Source organism: Pseudoalteromonas sp. Isolate3 (genome assembly GCF_022398505.1).
In the GTDB taxonomy this organism is placed as follows: Bacteria; Pseudomonadota; Gammaproteobacteria; order Enterobacterales; family Alteromonadaceae; genus Pseudoalteromonas; species Pseudoalteromonas apostichopi.
Genome location: NZ_JAKEVN010000104.1, coordinates 1 through 15,464, shown reverse-complemented (window position 1 = coordinate 15,464; position 15,464 = coordinate 1). Strand labels below are relative to the sequence as shown.

Annotated in this window: 20 protein-coding genes; 12 read left to right on the top strand and 8 right to left on the bottom strand. The window is 41.7% G+C overall.

Annotated features, from left to right (window positions below; translation table 11 throughout):
* The first annotated feature begins 366 nt into the window (after positions 1 to 366).
* The 4 genes from L1D46_RS16540 to L1D46_RS16525 all read left to right on the top strand — a co-directional run bounded on the left by L1D46_RS16540 (position 367) and on the right by L1D46_RS16525 (position 1,518).
* Entirely contained in the window at positions 367 to 576 is a 210-nt protein-coding gene (locus L1D46_RS16540) for a calmodulin (protein WP_054563772.1), read from the top strand.
* A 68-nt stretch (positions 577 to 644) separates the two neighbouring features.
* Positions 645 to 857 carry a calmodulin gene (locus L1D46_RS16535; protein WP_054554776.1) on the top strand — a complete coding sequence of 71 codons (213 nt, stop codon included), beginning with the start codon at positions 645 to 647 and terminating at the stop codon, positions 855 to 857.
* A 140-nt stretch (positions 858 to 997) separates the two neighbouring features.
* Positions 998 to 1,213, top strand: coding sequence for a calmodulin (locus tag L1D46_RS16530; protein WP_130050114.1), 216 nt, complete (start codon positions 998 to 1,000; stop codon positions 1,211 to 1,213).
* A gap of 86 nt (positions 1,214 to 1,299) precedes the next feature.
* Positions 1,300 to 1,518: an EF-hand domain-containing protein gene (locus L1D46_RS16525; RefSeq protein WP_167659037.1), complete on the top strand. Its 219-nt coding sequence runs from the start codon at positions 1,300 to 1,302 to the stop codon at positions 1,516 to 1,518.
* A gap of 84 nt (positions 1,519 to 1,602) precedes the next feature.
* On the opposite strand, the gene trkA is transcribed toward L1D46_RS16525, so the two are convergent.
* The 4 genes from trkA to def are packed head-to-tail and all read right to left on the bottom strand — an operon-like array spanning position 1,603 to position 5,754.
* The gene (gene trkA / locus L1D46_RS16520; protein WP_054563775.1) at positions 1,603 to 2,979 is read right to left on the bottom strand and encodes a Trk system potassium transporter TrkA; all 1,377 of its coding nucleotides are present in this window, start codon (positions 2,977 to 2,979) and stop codon (positions 1,603 to 1,605) included.
* Between the two features lie 12 nt (positions 2,980 to 2,991).
* Positions 2,992 to 4,278 carry a 16S rRNA (cytosine(967)-C(5))-methyltransferase RsmB gene (gene rsmB / locus L1D46_RS16515; protein WP_130050112.1) on the bottom strand — a complete coding sequence of 429 codons (1,287 nt, stop codon included), beginning with the start codon at positions 4,276 to 4,278 and terminating at the stop codon, positions 2,992 to 2,994.
* Positions 4,271 to 5,224, bottom strand: coding sequence for a methionyl-tRNA formyltransferase (gene fmt, locus L1D46_RS16510; RefSeq protein ID WP_239977896.1), 954 nt, complete (start codon positions 5,222 to 5,224; stop codon positions 4,271 to 4,273). The genes rsmB and fmt overlap by 8 nt, the downstream gene beginning before the upstream one ends.
* 20 nt (positions 5,225 to 5,244) lie before the next feature.
* Complete coding sequence (gene def, locus L1D46_RS16505; RefSeq protein WP_054554770.1) at positions 5,245 to 5,754, bottom strand: peptide deformylase; 510 nt, start codon at positions 5,752 to 5,754, stop codon at positions 5,245 to 5,247.
* Between the two features lie 118 nt (positions 5,755 to 5,872).
* On the opposite strand from def, the gene L1D46_RS16500 reads away from it, so the two are divergent.
* The 6 genes from L1D46_RS16500 (at position 5,873) to hemF (ending at position 10,779) form a co-directional block, all read left to right on the top strand.
* Positions 5,873 to 6,991: a LysM peptidoglycan-binding domain-containing protein gene (locus L1D46_RS16500; protein ID WP_167659039.1), complete on the top strand. Its 1,119-nt coding sequence runs from the start codon at positions 5,873 to 5,875 to the stop codon at positions 6,989 to 6,991.
* 30 nt (positions 6,992 to 7,021) lie between these two features.
* Positions 7,022 to 8,119, top strand: a complete 1,098-nt coding sequence (gene dprA, locus L1D46_RS16495; RefSeq protein WP_239977895.1) for a DNA-processing protein DprA — start codon at positions 7,022 to 7,024, stop codon at positions 8,117 to 8,119.
* Positions 8,112 to 8,585, top strand: a complete 474-nt coding sequence (locus L1D46_RS16490) for a DUF494 family protein (protein ID WP_130050108.1) — start codon at positions 8,112 to 8,114, stop codon at positions 8,583 to 8,585. The genes dprA and L1D46_RS16490 overlap by 8 nt, the downstream gene beginning before the upstream one ends.
* A 71-nt stretch (positions 8,586 to 8,656) precedes the next feature.
* On the top strand, positions 8,657 to 9,226 hold the full coding sequence (locus tag L1D46_RS16485) for a type I DNA topoisomerase (RefSeq protein WP_130050107.1): 570 nt from the start codon (positions 8,657 to 8,659) through the stop codon (positions 9,224 to 9,226).
* A 33-nt stretch (positions 9,227 to 9,259) separates the two neighbouring features.
* The gene (locus tag L1D46_RS16480) at positions 9,260 to 9,826 is read left to right on the top strand and encodes an L-threonylcarbamoyladenylate synthase (protein WP_130050106.1); all 567 of its coding nucleotides are present in this window, start codon (positions 9,260 to 9,262) and stop codon (positions 9,824 to 9,826) included.
* Between the two features lie 2 nt (positions 9,827 to 9,828).
* Entirely contained in the window at positions 9,829 to 10,779 is a 951-nt protein-coding gene (gene hemF, locus L1D46_RS16475; protein ID WP_130050105.1) for an oxygen-dependent coproporphyrinogen oxidase, read from the top strand.
* On the opposite strand, the gene L1D46_RS16470 is transcribed toward hemF, so the two are convergent.
* The 3 genes from L1D46_RS16470 to L1D46_RS16460 all read right to left on the bottom strand — a co-directional run bounded on the left by L1D46_RS16470 (position 10,776) and on the right by L1D46_RS16460 (position 13,403).
* Complete coding sequence (locus L1D46_RS16470) at positions 10,776 to 11,228, bottom strand: hypothetical protein (protein ID WP_239977894.1); 453 nt, start codon at positions 11,226 to 11,228, stop codon at positions 10,776 to 10,778. The genes hemF and L1D46_RS16470 overlap by 4 nt on opposite strands.
* A gap of 66 nt (positions 11,229 to 11,294) precedes the next feature.
* Positions 11,295 to 12,890, bottom strand: coding sequence for a methyl-accepting chemotaxis protein (locus L1D46_RS16465; protein WP_239977893.1), 1,596 nt, complete (start codon positions 12,888 to 12,890; stop codon positions 11,295 to 11,297).
* Positions 12,891 to 12,971: 81 nt separating this feature from the next.
* Positions 12,972 to 13,403, bottom strand: coding sequence for a group II truncated hemoglobin (locus L1D46_RS16460; protein WP_130050102.1), 432 nt, complete (start codon positions 13,401 to 13,403; stop codon positions 12,972 to 12,974).
* Between the two features lie 41 nt (positions 13,404 to 13,444).
* On the opposite strand from L1D46_RS16460, the gene aroE reads away from it, so the two are divergent.
* Positions 13,445 to 14,269, top strand: coding sequence for a shikimate dehydrogenase (gene aroE / locus L1D46_RS16455; RefSeq protein ID WP_167659045.1), 825 nt, complete (start codon positions 13,445 to 13,447; stop codon positions 14,267 to 14,269).
* Complete coding sequence (locus L1D46_RS16450; RefSeq protein WP_167659046.1) at positions 14,266 to 14,520, top strand: DUF1488 domain-containing protein; 255 nt, start codon at positions 14,266 to 14,268, stop codon at positions 14,518 to 14,520. Before aroE ends, L1D46_RS16450 begins: the two co-directional genes overlap by 4 nt.
* On the opposite strand, the gene L1D46_RS16445 is transcribed toward L1D46_RS16450, so the two are convergent.
* Entirely contained in the window at positions 14,517 to 15,050 is a 534-nt protein-coding gene (locus L1D46_RS16445) for a gamma carbonic anhydrase family protein (RefSeq protein WP_239977892.1), read from the bottom strand. The genes L1D46_RS16450 and L1D46_RS16445 overlap by 4 nt on opposite strands.
* Between the last annotated feature and the right edge of the window lie 414 nt (positions 15,051 to 15,464).

Sequence of the window (15,464 nt, the reverse complement as noted above, 5' to 3'; positions counted from 1 at the left end):
TGTGTTATGAGTTAAATTAATTTCGATTTTTTTCTTTAAATTTCGTTGTTCAGATAGAGTTTATTTTCGAACACCTCATTTTTTTGTTTTCTAATCCGAGTTAATCGTTATTGTCTCCATTTTAATCTTTATAACTTATTGATTTTAAAGGGAGCGTAAAACCAATCACTGAGCCTGTTGCAAAACAGCAACAAATAAATCGCTCTATTCATCATAAATTCTCGAAAGTTCAATTCAAGATACTGATTTTATTATTCTTTTTAACTTTGGCATCGAAGTTGAAATAGTCTAAGCGAACACAGAGAAAAACTGATTCAGGAAAATTTCCTCTATCACAGTTGAGACAACATTGAAGGAATAGTGATTATGAAAACGTTACACAAAACTTTAGCACTTGTAGCTCTTGCAACCTCATCAGCAGCGTTTGCCGCTGATTTTGACACACTCGATGTGAATGGCGATGGCGCTATCAGCAAAAGCGAAGCATCAGTAAGCGAAACGTTAATGAGCCAATTTAAAGAGCTTGATACAGACGGCAATGGTGAGCTGTCTAAACAAGAGTACTCTAAAGCTTAATTTCATTGTAAGGACACATTGAAAAGGACTTCCTAACTCAAGACTACACACTTTGAAGGAATGACATTATGAACACAGTAAATAAAACATTAGCACTTATGGCACTTGTATCTTCATCAGCAGCATTTGCAATGAGTGATTTCGATACCCTAGATGTTGACGGCAACGGTGTTATCAGCCAAAGCGAAGCGTCTGTTGATGCAGAGCTAATGAGCAAATTCAGTGAATTAGACACTGACGGTAACGGTGAGTTATCGAAACAAGAATTTTCTAAAGCTTAATGTGATTAAGCAAAACCAGTTTATCTAGCTGATTAGTTCTGAGCTGCCAAAGACAGCCTAAGTGGATAAGGGAATCCATGAAAGAGGACAACACTGGAAGTGCGATCAGCTAACACTCTTAATATTGAAGGAATATCATTATGAAAACAGTAAACAAAACATTAGCTTTAATCGCACTTGCATCTTCTTCAGCGGCTTTTGCAGCAACTGACTTTGACACCTTAGACGTAGACGGTAACGGCGTGATCAGTAAAAGTGAAGCGGCCGTTGATGCAAAAATTATGTCGCAGTTTAAAACCTTAGACGTGAATGGTGACGGTGTTCTTACTGAAGCAGAGTTTTCAGAAGCAGAGTAACGTAATTAACTCGTAATAAACCAGTTTCCACTAAACAAGGATCTCAGAAACGGATTTCACTCTTTTCAAATTTTAAGGTAATTATTATGAAACAGTTAAGCACAACAATCGCAATTTTAGCACTAGCAACATCATCGGCAGCTTTTGCACAAGGTGTAAGCTTTGCAACTTTTGACACCGACGGTGATGGCGTGATCAGTAAAGAAGAAGCGTCTGCAAATATGCAGCTTGAAAAGTTATTTCCAAAGCTAGATAGCGATGGTAATGGCGAGCTTTCGAAAGAAGAGTTCGCACAGATTCAATAGAATCTTTTTGAAAAGTTAGGTACTTTCACTTCAAGAGTCGTAAAGCAGCCGTTATGGCTGCTTTTTTCGTTTATAAGCTCTCGTTTACAAGAAGATCGCACTTACCTGAAACAGTTTTTCAACAACCGTAATATGCTTTTTATCAATCAAAAACATGATTACGTGGTCACCAGACTGAATAACGGTATCGTCATGGGCAATCAGTACATCATCGTTACGCACAATAGCACCAATAGTTGTTCCTGCTGGTAGCTTGATATCTGCAATTGCTCGGCCAACAACTTTAGAAGTATGCTCATCACCATGAGCGACAGCTTCAATTGCTTCTGCAGCACCTTTACGTAACGAATAAACATTAACAATGTCACCACGGCGAACATGTGTTAATAGCGCCGAGATTGTTGCTTGTTGGGGCGATATAGCAATATCAATCTCACCACCTTGAACTAAATCAACATAAGCGCCACGCTGAATAAGCACCATGGTCTTTTGTGCGCCCATACGCTTTGCCAGCATCGCAGACATAATGTTTGCTTCATCGTCGTTAGTGACTGCGATGAATACATCAACTTGTTCAATATGTTCTTCAGATAACAGCTCTTGATCAGAGGCATCGCCACAAAACACCACGGTGTTATCAAGCATTTCAGATAGCTGCGCAGCACGCTCTTTATTGCGCTCAAGCAGTTTAACGCTGTGGTTCTTCTCAAGTGAACGAGCAAGACCCGCACCGATATTACCACCACCGGCAATCATGATCTTTTTGTATGAACGTTCGAGTTTTTGAAGTTCATTCATTACTGCTCGAATGTGCTTGGTTGCTGCGATAAAGAATACTTCATCGTCAGCTTCAATAACGGTTGTGCCAAGCGGCTTTATAGCTTTACCTTGACGATAAATAGCCGCTACACGGGTTTCGACATTCGGAATATGTTCTTTCAAGGCCGAAAGTGCATAACCAACCAGCAAGCCACCGTAATACGCTTTCACCGCAACCAGCGATAACATGCCATCAGCGAATTGTAATACTTGTAAAGCACCCGGATAATCGATTAAGCGACGAATATATTTAGTCACCAACGCTTCAGGAGCAATGTAGTGATCAACAGGTAAGTCATCGTTATGGAATAGCTTCTCACGATACTTTAAGTATTGCTCTGAGCGAATACGGGCAATTTTGGTTGGTGTATTAAAAATACTATAGGCCACTTGGCAAGCAACCATGTTCACTTCGTCAGAACTGGTTACGGCAATAATCATATCGGCGTCTTCGGCACCTGCACGACGCAATACATCGGGATGAGCACTGTGGCCAGTAACACCTTGTAAGTCATACTTATCTTGTAACTCTCGCAAACGGTTACCGTCGATATCGACAACGGTGATCTCATTTTGCTCACCGACGAGGTTTTCTGCCAATGTGCCACCAACTTGTCCGGCACCGAGTATGATTATTTTCATAGCTTGTTCTTATTAGTGTTTTTTAACTAGCTTTGCGTAGTAGAAACCATCACTTTCACCAGGCAGTAATTGTAGGCCAGGTATCGTTGGGGTGTCGTTTTCATGCAAAGGTATGTGTTCAGCACTTTGATTATTGGCAAGGAACTTAGCAACTTGTTGTTGGTTCTCTTGCGGTAATACAGAGCAGGTTGCATAAACTAACGTACCACCAGGCTTAAGTAGAGGCCAGATACTATTTAGGATATCGCCTTGTAAATTAGCCAGATCTTCAATATCAGATGCACGACGTAGCCATTTTATATCAGGATGGCGACGGATTACGCCCGTTGCTGAGCAGGGCACATCAAGCAAAATACGGTCGAATTGCTGTTCATCCCACCAAATATGTGGCTGTGATGCATCTGCACATTGTAGATCAGCAGTTAAGCCAATACGCACTAAGTTTTGTTTAACGCGTTCTAGGCGTTCGCTGTCGCTATCAAGTGCTAATACGTCGGCATCAGCAAGCTCTAGAATATGGCACGTTTTACCACCTGGCGCTGCACATGCATCTAAAATGACATCATCATTTTCTGGTGCTAGGAAACGCGCAGCTAATTGTGCCGCGGCATCTTGTACTGAGCAGGCGCCAGTATCAAACTCTGGTAATGCGTATACATCACAAGGTTTTGCTAGCTTAATACCATCAGGAAAATTAGCATTGAGGGTATGCTCAATATCATTCGCTTTAAGCATCTCACTGTATTCTTGGGTGCTGTATTGCGCTTGATTTACTCGTAACCACATAGGAGCTTGAAGCTGATTCGCCTCAAGGATTTCTTGCCAATTATCAGGGTAGGCAGCGGTTACTTGTTTGATAAACCAACCTGGGTGGTTAAATTTGCAAACAGGAATTTGCTGTGCTTTTTCTTCAAGCTCAGCTTGTTCACGTTGGAAACTGCGTAAAATAGCGTTAATCAGGCCTTTTAAACCAAGAGCGCGCATTTGCTGAAGCGCATTAACCGTTTCGCTGATTGCCGCATGAGGCGGTACACGCATGTGTTGAAGTTGGTAAATACCCACATACAACAAGAATTGGAAAATACGGCGCTTGCCTTTTAGCGGTTGATCTAAAAGTTGCTGGCAATAATTTTCTAGGCTAGGTAAATAGCGCAGCACACCGTAACAAATCTGTTGCAGCAGGGCTTTATCTTTAGGTGATAATCCTTGGCTTGCAAAAGGTAGTTCTTGATTAAGTGATGCACCTTTATCGACCACGTTGTAGAGGGTTTCAGCAGCAAGTGCTCTTACATTACTCATTGCTTTGACCTAATACTGAGCCAGGTTCAACCCAATCACTGCGACCATTTAGAAAGTCACTAACAGCCATTGGTTTTTTACCTTGTGGTTGGAGAAGGGTGATTTTAAGTGCACCTTGCCCACAGGCGACTAAGATACCTTGCTTATCAGCAGCAATGATTTCACCTGCTTGCGCACTTTGCGATACAACTTCTGCCTGCCAAATTTTTACTGTTTGTCCTGCCATTTCGGTAAAGCAAACAGGCCATGGGTTAAAGGCACGGATATTACGCTCAATTTGCTCAGCATCCATTGACCAATCAATATTGGCTTCATCTTTAGATAACTTTTTCGCGTAATTTGCTTGCGTGTCATCTTGCTTTTCTGGCGTGATTTCACCTGCAGCAAGGCGATTAATAGTACTAATCAGTGCATTAGGACCTAGCGCAGCTAGTTTATTGTATAAAGAGCTACTGGTTTCTGTGCTATCAATCGGACAGCGGCTGATATGCAGCATGTCGCCTGTATCTAAGCCTTCATCCATTTGCATTATTGTTACACCTGTTTCACGGTCGCCAGCCCAAATAGCACGCTGAATAGGCGCTGCACCACGCCAGCGAGGTAAAATAGAACCATGCACATTTAAGCACCCTAAGCGCGGAGCATCTAAAATAGCTTTTGGTAATAATAAGCCGTATGCCACCACAATCATGATATCTGCGTTTAGGCTTGTAAGTTCTGCAAGAGCTTCATCAGATTTTAGTGATTGCGGTTGAAATACAGGTAAGTCATGGGCAAGTGCTAGCTCTTTAACTTCACTGGCTTTTAGCTTTTTACCTCGGCCCGCAGGGCGATCTGGTTGGCTATAAACACCAACAACGTCGTGCTCTGAGTCAATCAGTACTTGTAAATGGCGCGCAGCGAAGTCCGGCGTACCAGCAAAAATAATGCGTAATGGTTGTGTCACAGATATTCCTATTGATGAACTTATGATTTAGCAGCCAGCTTAGCTTCTTTTTCAAGCTTTTTACGGATACGTTGGCGCTTTAAAGGCGATAGATAATCAATAAAAAGAGTGCCTTTAAGGTGATCAAGCTCATGCTGAATACAAATCGCTAATAGCTCGTCAGCGTCTAAGCTGAATTCTTCACCATTTTCATTAAGCGCTTTAACAGTAACAGTTTCTGCGCGGTCAACTTTTGCGTATGAATAAGGGACTGATAAACAGCCTTCTTCACTGACTGTTGAGCCATCTTTCTTAGTGATTTCTGGGTTGATTAATACTAACGGTTGGTCGCGCTCTTCAGATACGTCGATCACCACAATTCGCTGGTGGATATCTACTTGCGTTGCTGCTAAGCCGATACCGTTTTCGTCATACATAGTTTCAAGCATGTCTTTGACGATTTGACGAACTTCATCGTTTACTTCTGGTACTTCTTTCGCGATTGTACGCAAACGCTCATCCGGAAATCTCAAAACTTCTAACCTAGCCATAGTTACCTTTTACACTTGTGATTCATTTAGGGTATTGTATGCTCTTATTTTAGCCATTCGTGTTCACCTTTAACAGGTTTTGGTCGATAATAATCTAAAAACAACTCAAGGAAGCCAAATGAGATACCCACTAGTTGCGGCTTTGTTAGCCTTTAGCTGTGCTTTTTCGGTAGCTGCTGATGTCTTAACAATTAAAAAAGATGCGCCAAAACAATATGTTGTAAAAAAAGGTGACACGCTTTGGGATATCTCTGGCGTGTATCTTGACCAGCCTTGGCAATGGCCTGATTTGTGGCAGATGAACCCGCAAATCGCGAATCCGCATTTAATATACCCGGGTGATGCGCTCAGTTTAATTTACGATAAAGACGGAAATCCACGTTTAGTTAAAAATCCGCGTTATAAAAAGCTCTCTCCTGAAGGGCGAATTACACCAAAGGGTAAGCAAGCTGTTCCGACTTTGCCTCTCGAATTGTTGCGTCCATATTTGACTTATGAACAAGCAATTAGCGCCGATATTATTGCACAAAAGCCGTATATTTTAGGTGCCAGCGTTAATACCAAAATGAACACTATTGGTCACACTCTTTACGTTAAAGGTGATTTAACACTAAACGAGGCTTATGGTGTATACCGTAAAGGTAATGACCTTGTCGATCCAAATACAAATGAAGTACTGGCGAACAAAGCGGAGCTTGTGGCGATCGTTCGAGCATTTAGAAGCGGTGATGCGGAAAACGGTGTACCTGCCTCTGTCAAGGTTGAGTTGGTAAAACAAGAGATCAAGCCTAATGACTTCTTAATGCCAGCAATGGAAGGGCAAATGATGCCTGCCTATTTCACTATGAAGCGCCCAGAAGTTGCTTTAGATGGCACTATTATCGCCGCAGCTAATGAAATGCGTGAATTTAGTACCATGGATATTGTTGTACTAAACTTAGGTGCTGACCAAGTGAAGCCAGGTTTTGTACTTGATATTCAACGTCAATCACCAGAAGTGTATGACGGTCGCAATGGTCCGCGTTACCGCGAAGATTCTAACAGCCTAGAGAAGTTCATGACTGATGCAAATGAGCTTTTCGGTATTGAAAGTGATGAAGACAGTAATGTATGGCATATGCCAAAGGAAAAAGTCGGTGAGCTAATGGTGTTTAAGGTATATGACAACGTTAGCTATGCACTGATAGTGAAAAATCAGCATCCGATCCGAGTTGGAGATTATGCAGTTATAAACTAACTCACAAATTGGGCGCTCTAAGGAGGGAGCATGGCACAGGTTTCAGGCAAGCTATCCCATTGGCTTGCCTTTTATTTATGTAAAGGGCTTGGGATCAAAAGTCTTCTTGCATTAAGTCAAAAACAGCCGCTGGGAGAGTTATTTACATTAACTACCTCAGAGCTGCAGCAGCTCGGCTTATCAAAGAGCCAAGCCGATAACTTAGTTAATACTGACTGGCAGTTAGTTGCACACTATCAAGCGCAGATAGCTAAGCTGCAAATCAAGGTCATTAGTTATTTTGATGACAGCTATCCGCCGTTACTCAAGCAAATAGCCAGCGCTCCTATATTATTGTTTTGTTTAGGTAACACGGAACTATTACTGTCACCGCAAATAGCTATTGTTGGTAGCCGTAATGCAACACCTACAGGAATTGAAGTAGCCGCCGAGTTTGCCCATCAACTTTGTTCTGTTGGAATGACAGTTACATCAGGTATGGCTATGGGGATTGATGGCGCTGCTCATAAAGGCGCATTAGCGGGCTCAGGCAATACCATAGCTGTACTTGGCACGGGTATCGATATTGCTTATCCAAGACGCCATAGCTTACTTATCAAACAAGTTGCAGAGCGGGGCTTGTTGGTTTCTGAATTCCTACCTGGCACGGCTGCTAATGCAGCGAACTTTCCGCGCCGAAACCGTATTATCTCTGGGTTGTCATTAGGAGTACTGATTGTTGAGGCGCAAATTAAAAGTGGCTCACTGGTAACGGTACGCTATGCGCTTGAGCAGAATAAAGAGGTGTTTGCAGTGCCTGGCTCGATAAAAAGCCCACTTTCAGAAGCAAGTCATTTTTTAATTAAGCAAGGCGCTAAATTGACAGAAAATATTAGTGATATTCTTGATGAAGTGAGCTTTTTCTGTGAAAACAGTCTATATAGTATAGAACAGCCTATTGCAGATGAACCCGACTGCCCAGTGTTCAAAAGTATAGGGTATGAGGTTACAAGTGTTGATCAAATAACACAGCGAAGCCAATTACCAGTAAACGAAGTACAAGCTCGGTTACTCGACTTAGAGCTCGCAGATAAAATCGAACGAGTACTCGATGGTTATATAAGACTAGGAGGACATAAACATGTTTGACATCCTCATGTATCTTTTTGAAAACTATATCCATAGTGAAGCTGAAATCTTTACTGAAGAGAATGAGCTTACCGATGAGTTAGTTCGTGCTGGCTTCAATAAACCTGAAATCTACAAAGCCCTTGATTGGTTAGAGCAACTGGCTGATTTGCAACAAAGCGACATCTATCCATACCTTAATGCCCAGCCACAACATGCCATGCGTATTTACACCGATAGTGAATGCCAAATGCTGAGTGTTGAGTGTCGAGGTTTTTTAATGTTTATCGAGCAAATTGGTGTAATTAACACCGTAACTCGTGAAATGGTTATAGACAGACTGTGTGCTTTGGATAAACCATATATTTCTTTGGAAGATCTAAAGTGGGTGGTCCTTATGGTGTTATTTAATGTGCCGGGCTCAGAGCAAGCTTACGCGCAAATGGAAGACTTAATATTTGACGAACCAGCGGATGTATTACATTAGTTCGACTTTGCTTGTATCTTTGTTGAGTTTGGGTATATTAGGCGAAAATTAGCCAACCCCACAGGAATCTTATGAGTAAAATCGACCATTCTCTTTTTTCTGCAGATAAACATGCACTCGAAAAAGAGTATGAGGTTTGCCCTAAATGCGGTTCTGAATTGGTTATGCGCAACTCAAAGTCAGGCCCTTTTTTAGGCTGTGCCAGTTACCCCAAGTGTGACTACATCCGTCCTTTAGCACATCATGATAGCCAACAAATAAAAGTTCTCGAAGACAGTGCCTGTCCTGAGTGTGGCAAACCATTGGTAATTAAAAATGGCCGTTATGGCATGTTTATCGGTTGTACTGGTTACCCAGAATGCCATTATATTGCTCATGATGAAGAGCCTGACGATGCCCCTAAATTACCTACTTGCCCTAAATGCAAAAAAGGTCAGCTGGTTGCGCGTAGTAATAAGTTTGGCAAAACCTTTTATTCTTGTGATAGCTATCCGCGTTGTAAATATACACTTAATCATAAACCCGTGGCGACCGAGTGTCCGGCCTGTCATTGGCCAATTATGACCGAAAAGAAAACAGCTTCAGGTGTTGTGTTACAATGCCCTCAGAAGTCGTGTATGCATAAGTTAGTCGAGTCTTAATGTACTTGTAATTCGTTTTTTAGGAGAGTTTCTTTGTCTGATCCTGTTGCACAACCAACCAATGCAATTGATGCTTTGCAGCAAGGTGGCGTGATTGTTTATCCAACCGAAGCTGTTTTTGGTCTTGGTTGCGATCCTGATAACCAAGCCGCGGTTGAAAAGCTTTTAGCCATCAAACAACGCCCTGTAGAAAAAGGCTTAATTTTAATTGCTGACAATTATGGCCAGTTATTAAAGTATGTAGATGATGCCAAAATCCCAATGGATAAACGTGCTGATATCTTTTCACAATGGCCAGGAGCTATCACTTGGGTGATGCCGGCTGCAAAAGAAACGCCAAAGTGGTTAACAGGTCAGTTTGATACTATTGCTGTGCGTGTTACTGATCATCCGACGGTAAAAGCTTTGTGTCAGCAATTTGGTAAGCCTTTGGTTTCAACAAGTGCAAACTTAACTGGTCAAGAAACGGTAATGACTATCGCACAAGCGAAAAGCGAATTTGCTGATACGGTAGATTTTTATGTTGATGAGCCGTTAGGTGGCAACAGCCAACCAAGTGTGATCAAAGACGCAGCGACCGGAAAAGTATTTAGAGGATAAACATGCAAAGCGAGCTACTCGAACAAGTTAAAACCTATTTAATGGCCTTACAAGATACAATTTGTCAGGGCCTTGAAAGTGCCGACGGCAAAGCAAAGTTTGTTGAAGATAATTGGCAACGTGCAGAAGGCGGCGGTGGCCGTACTCGTGTTATCCAAGGTGGCAATGTCATTGAACAGGGTGGGGTGAATTACTCGCATGTGTTTGGTGCTTCAATGCCAGCATCAGCAACAGCGCATCGTCCAGAGCTCGCTGGTCGTAGCTTTCATGCATGCGGTGTGTCATTAGTGATCCATCCTAATAACCCACATATTCCAACTAGCCATGCCAACGTGCGTTTCTTTATTGCCGAAAAAGAAGGCGAAGAGCCAATTTGGTGGTTTGGTGGCGGTTTTGATTTAACGCCTTTTTACCCTGTATTTGAAGATGTACAACATTGGCATCAGGTGGCAAGCGATTTATGCCAGCCATTTGGTGCAGAGGTTTACGACAAATATAAAAACTGGTGTGATGATTACTTTTATTTAAAACACCGCGACGAAACACGTGGTGTTGGTGGCTTATTTTTTGATGATTTAAATGAGCTTGGCTTTGAACAAAGCTTTGCTTTCATGCAGGCGGTAGGAAATGGTTATTTAGATGCTTACCTACCTATTATTGAGCGCCGTAAAGACACGCCAATAACTGAGCAACAACGCGACTTCCAATTGTATCGTCGTGGTCGTTATGTTGAGTTTAATCTTGTTTGGGACCGCGGAACATTATTTGGCTTACAAACAGGTGGACGCACTGAGTCTATCTTAATGTCGATGCCACCACTAGCACGTTGGGAATATAACTATGTACCAGCTGCAGACAGCCCAGAGGCTAAGCTGTATCAGTACTATTTACGCCCTCAAGACTGGTTAAATAGCAAAGAATCTGATCTAGTTGCACGCCAGTGGCAGCTTTAATCAAGTATTGAAACCACTCTAATCAACATTATGTTGTCACCCTCAACTAGGGTGGCAACACTGTCACTGTTAGGCAGCCCTGCCAATACACTAAATAGCACTTCTGCTTTTAATATCTCTAGCTGATCAGATGTTGTATCAATAGGTGCGCTAACCTGTGTTAAGCACTGACTGATATCACAGGCATAGAAATCAAGTTTCACTTCAAAATATTCAGGGTGCTGAATAAGCTTATCAAAACCATCAACAATACTTTGTTCAAGCTTATCGCTTTGTGACGTTTTACCTTGGCTGAGAAGTGATTGAGCAATTTGCTGAATATCGTCATGATAAATATATTCATTAATAGTGCTTATTTGATTAGCGGAATCATTCACGCTGTACTGATAGGTCAATAGTAGCGCCGCACTAATACCAATGCAGACTAAAAGAGTTGTTATAAATTTCATTTAAACATCCTTATTTACTATGAAATACTCATAACAACTCTAGCAGTTGCATAAAAAACGTGCAATTTAGCTTAATTTAAAGCGCCTTACTTGCTCATCCAGTGAACGTGCTAACGACAACAGCTCTTCACTGACTTTTTGGTTTTCATGCGCATCGACTAATGAGTGCTCGGCATTATCACTAATTGCTATAACGCTTTGGTTAATTTCTTCAGCCGCCAAATTTTGCTGTTCAGTGGCATCAGCAATTTGCACGTTAAGCTGATTTATCTCACTCATTTGTGAAGAAATATCACGTAATGCTTTAGCTACTTGCTTAACTTGGACTGCACGCTCGTCTGCTTCTTCACAAGAGTTATTCATAGTATTAACGGTGTGTGCCGCTTCACTTTGTAATTTGTCTATAGTGCGGCGAATTTCGTCGGTTGAGTCATGGGTGCGGGTTGCCAAAGTGCGCACTTCATCGGCAACAACGGCAAATCCTCGACCAGCTTCTCCTGCACGGGCGGCTTCAATAGCCGCATTGAGCGCAAGTAAGTTAGTTTGTTCAGCAATGCTACTGATCACCTCAAGTACTTTACCAACGTCTAACGTTTGGGTTTGTAATTGAGTTACTTGCTCGGCGGCCGCTCTAACATCAGCCGCAAGTTGATTGATACTTTGCTCAGTGTGCTCTGCAACATGCAAGCTTTGCTGTGCAAGTTGGTTACTGTGTTCTGATTTCTCAGAAGCAAAATGCGTGGTGTTTTTAACTTCGCTTGATGAACTTTCGAGTTCATTGATGGCGGCAGCGACAGAGTCTGTTCCTTGCTTTTGCTTTAAGATCGCTTGCTCGGTAGCATCCGCTGAGGCATAAATGCTTTCGGCTGAGTGGATCAATACCTTAGAAGAATGGGAGACTTGGGCAATATTATCTTTAAACGCGCCTATCATGTGATTAAAGCTGGTGGCAAGAGAGCTAAGCTCGTCATTATTATTGTCGTCTATCGTGAGGCTTAAATCTTTATTGGTGGTTGCTAAGTGCATAGTATGACTAATGACTTTCAAGCGTTTAATAAATACTTTTCTAAACATCACTGCCAGCAGTGAAAATGCAGAAATGAAAATAGCTGTTAATAGCAGTGTATTCATTAAGGTGTTTTGTGATACTTCTTGCTCAATATCAGCCAACGAATAACTAATTTTTACTACTCCTAATACATCACCTTCCTGCGCTTGATGGCAGCCTAAGCAATTAGTGCCTTTATAATCACTGCGAGCAAACATAGGCTTCAGATAGGTCATCGTGCTATTTTGATTATCAATAAATAATGCTTCAGTACCTGTCAGTGCTTTTCGCTCAGTATCGTTAGTCGCAACCTGGTTGGCATTTCCTGACCCATAAATTTTATTAACGATTGGACTACGTATGATATGGGCATCTTCAATATTAGGGTGGCTTCTTAATTTAGTACTCAGAATTTCACGATTAGCCATAGTGCCAGTTAGCATCATGGTGTTAATAGAATCAAAGTAATTATCGGCAAGCAGTTTTATGTTACTTTCAACGGTATCTTGCGCTAATTCATGTTGTTGCTGGGCGCTGCTGAATATACTGGCAAATAATACCAATACGCCTGTCAGTGCCAACAGGGCATAAATTTTAAATTGGATTGATTTCATGCGACGACGCTTTTTCTAAATTAAGGAAAATTTATTATCTTTATTTAAAAAAAGCGTACATTGATATAGCGCAAAGCTTAGTTAGTTTTGATTGATCATATGGCTGGCGAGTTGCGATAAAGATTGTCTTAACCCTTCGCGAAGTAGTGGGTTATCAATTTCGATATCGAGCGTTTTATTCATACAATGCATCCATTGGTCACGTAAGTCTTGATCAATAGGGAAAGGCATGTGACGCTTTCTTAGCATCGGGTGACCATATTTTTCAACAAATAGGTCGGGGCCGCCCAGCCAGCCAGATAAAAACTCAAAGAATACTTGGCGAATTCTATCTAAAGGCTGAGGATGCATATCATATAATGGTTTGGCGTATTCATCAGTGGCCATTATGTCGTAAAATCGATTTGCAATTGCTCGAGCTCCTGCTTCACCACCAATAATTTCATAAGGTGTTTTTTCTGGGGTAGGCGTTTCAGGCATTGGTTTCGATTTAGAAAAAAGTCGTTTAATCATAATATTAATAAAGCTCTACAGGGCGAAGAGGTTGCTTCACTATGGACAAATACGCGGTTTTTGGAAATCCAATCAAACATTCGAAATCACCCGCAATACACGCACAATTTGCTGCATCATTAAACGAGCAAATCGAATACAGCGCCATTTTAGCACCAACAGATGCATTTGAAAAAACTGTCACTGGGTTTTTCGCTGCTGGTGGTAAAGGGGCTAATGTCACTTTGCCATTTAAAGAGCAGGCTTTTGCCATGGTAGATGAACTAACAGAACAAGCAAAAATAGCCGAGGCCGTTAATACCATTAAACAACTCGAAGATGGCCGCTTACTCGGTGATAACACCGATGGTGTAGGGCTGGTTAAAGACCTTTTAGCCAATAATGTCACTTTAAAAGGTCAGCGAGTACTTCTTATTGGAGCGGGTGGTGCGGCGAGAGGTGTCATTCAACCATTATTGAATGAACAAATCGAAAGCTTAACAATAGCCAACCGTACCGTTGAGAAAGCGCAAGCACTTGCAAGTCATTTTAAGGGGGAGATAGATGTGCAAGGTTGTGGTTTAAATGATATCCCAGCAAGTAACTATAATGTGGTTATCAATTCTACATCAAGTAGTGTAACTGGAGACTTGCCAGGTATAGCACAGCAGCACGTTGCAAAGTGCCAGTGCGCATACGATATGTTTTACGCGAATGATGATACGGCATTCATTAGTTGGGTTAAGTCGATTAACCCAACATGTTTAACACTCGATGGTTGTGGCATGCTGGTTGGTCAAGCTGCACAAGCTTATTTTGTATGGCGCAATAAAATGCCAGAAATTCTTCCCATTGTGAACGCGCTTAAAGCAGGAGAAATTGCGTGAATCAAGCTATCCAATTTATCGACCGACTTGAATTTAAGCCCGATGAAAAGCAGTTGGTGTTCTTTGCTCAAGTAAGTGGCTTGATGGTGGAGTGTATTATTGATACCAGCAAGTATGATTTTGCCGCCCAAAGCAGCGCAGTTAATTACTTTGAATCTTATCGTTTCGATTACGAAGAGCTCGCCGAGAAACTGATCGAAGATGAACAGTATAACTCGGCAGGACAAATTGAATTAACCGAGGTGTTTTAGCTCTCAGCTAAGTATTCATCTTTAAGCTGAACATAATTGTCAGCAGAAATTTTTAAAAAGGCGCGCTCTTGTTCTGTTAAAGGGCGGGCCTGTTTAACCGGACTACCTACATATAAGTAACCTGACTCTAAACGCTTATTAGGTGGGACCAATGAACCACCACCAATGATCACATCATCTTCAACAATTGCATTGTCCATCACTATTGCACCCATCCCCACAAGAATACGATTACCAAGTTGGCAGCCGTGTAGCATGACTTTATGGCCAACAGTGACATCATCTCCAATTATAAGAGGGTAACCATCTGGATTTGACTTAGAGGCACGAGTTAAATGTAAAACACTGCCGTCTTGAATGTTCGTACGCTCACCAATACGGATATAGTTAACATCACCACGCGCAGCAACAAGAGGCCAAACACTTGAATCCTTGCCAAGCGAAATATCACCTACTAAAACTGATGACTCATCAATATAAACACTATTATCGAATGTCGGAGTGATCCCTTTATAAGAACGGATAGTCATAAATTCACCTTAAATTTTAAAAATGCGCTCAGTCTAGTGTAACAGCGAAGCAAAGAAATACATCAAAAGGCCCCTAATTTGATTGTAAAACACCCAGTTTCAGGGTGTTTAGTTCAAAAGCTGAGCGAACAGTACATTTTTTTAAATTTTATTGAAAAAAGTGCTTGCGTAAAAAATCCATCTCCCTATAATGCGACCCCACTGACACGGCGGGCAGCAACGAAAGACGCTGAACAACGTAGCAGAGAGTTAAGTGAAACTTCGGTTTCAAATTATCGAAAGAAAGTTTGAAATTAAGTGTTGACTCGAAAAATTAAGGATGTATTATACGCATCCCTAGCGACAACGTCGCAACGTTCTTTAACAATATAAAGCAATCATCTGTGTGGGCACTCGTACAGATTGAGTTCTAAC

Coding starts and splice junctions, on each gene's coding strand:
- L1D46_RS16540 (WP_054563772.1), top strand. CDS start 367: ATGAAAACGTTACACAAAACTTTAGCACTTGTAGCTCTTGCAACCTCA.
- L1D46_RS16535 (WP_054554776.1), top strand. CDS start 645: ATGAACACAGTAAATAAAACATTAGCACTTATGGCACTTGTATCTTCA.
- L1D46_RS16530 (WP_130050114.1), top strand. CDS start 998: ATGAAAACAGTAAACAAAACATTAGCTTTAATCGCACTTGCATCTTCT.
- L1D46_RS16525 (WP_167659037.1), top strand. CDS start 1,300: ATGAAACAGTTAAGCACAACAATCGCAATTTTAGCACTAGCAACATCA.
- trkA (WP_054563775.1), bottom strand. CDS start 2,979: ATGAAAATAATCATACTCGGTGCCGGACAAGTTGGTGGCACATTGGCA.
- rsmB (WP_130050112.1), bottom strand. CDS start 4,278: ATGAGTAATGTAAGAGCACTTGCTGCTGAAACCCTCTACAACGTGGTC.
- def (WP_054554770.1), bottom strand. CDS start 5,754: ATGGCTAGGTTAGAAGTTTTGAGATTTCCGGATGAGCGTTTGCGTACA.
- L1D46_RS16500 (WP_167659039.1), top strand. CDS start 5,873: ATGAGATACCCACTAGTTGCGGCTTTGTTAGCCTTTAGCTGTGCTTTT.
- dprA (WP_239977895.1), top strand. CDS start 7,022: ATGGCACAGGTTTCAGGCAAGCTATCCCATTGGCTTGCCTTTTATTTA.
- L1D46_RS16490 (WP_130050108.1), top strand. CDS start 8,112: ATGTTTGACATCCTCATGTATCTTTTTGAAAACTATATCCATAGTGAA.
- L1D46_RS16485 (WP_130050107.1), top strand. CDS start 8,657: ATGAGTAAAATCGACCATTCTCTTTTTTCTGCAGATAAACATGCACTC.
- hemF (WP_130050105.1), top strand. CDS start 9,829: ATGCAAAGCGAGCTACTCGAACAAGTTAAAACCTATTTAATGGCCTTA.
- L1D46_RS16470 (WP_239977894.1), bottom strand. CDS start 11,228: ATGAAATTTATAACAACTCTTTTAGTCTGCATTGGTATTAGTGCGGCG.
- L1D46_RS16465 (WP_239977893.1), bottom strand. CDS start 12,890: ATGAAATCAATCCAATTTAAAATTTATGCCCTGTTGGCACTGACAGGC.
- L1D46_RS16460 (WP_130050102.1), bottom strand. CDS start 13,403: ATGATTAAACGACTTTTTTCTAAATCGAAACCAATGCCTGAAACGCCT.
- aroE (WP_167659045.1), top strand. CDS start 13,445: ATGGACAAATACGCGGTTTTTGGAAATCCAATCAAACATTCGAAATCA.
- L1D46_RS16445 (WP_239977892.1), bottom strand. CDS start 15,050: ATGACTATCCGTTCTTATAAAGGGATCACTCCGACATTCGATAATAGT.